Source organism: Micromonospora sp. PRAS1, assembly GCF_059553435.1.
Genome location: NZ_JCANNB010000133.1, coordinates 1 through 298, shown reverse-complemented (window position 1 = coordinate 298; position 298 = coordinate 1). Strand labels below are relative to the sequence as shown.

General features: G+C 65.1%; 1 protein-coding gene. It reads left to right on the top strand.

Annotation, left to right across the window (positions count from 1 at the left end; all coding sequences use genetic code 11):
* Positions 1-276 (top strand): transposase (locus AC507J_RS32415; RefSeq protein WP_496294394.1); only part of this gene is annotated, 276 nt, incomplete at its 5' end.
* Between the last annotated feature and the right edge of the window lie 22 nt (positions 277-298).

The following is a 298-nucleotide window of genomic DNA, read 5'->3' as shown; positions in this document are numbered from 1 at the left end:
GCGTACACGTCCCGAGCTAACCGCCGCTACCTGCGCCGACGCGGCATCGCCGCGACGATCCCGTCAAAGGCCGACCAAGACGCCAACCGGCGCAAGAAGGGGTCCAAGGGCGGCCGGCCACCGGCCTTCGATCCCGAGCGGTACAAGCAGCGTCACGCCGTGGAATGCGGCATCAACCAGCTCAAACGCTACCGAGCCATAGCGACTCGCTTCGACAAACTCGCCGTCCGCTACGAAGCCACCGTTCACATCGCCGCGATCAATGAGTGGCTGTGACCGACTTCGACACAGGCCCTAG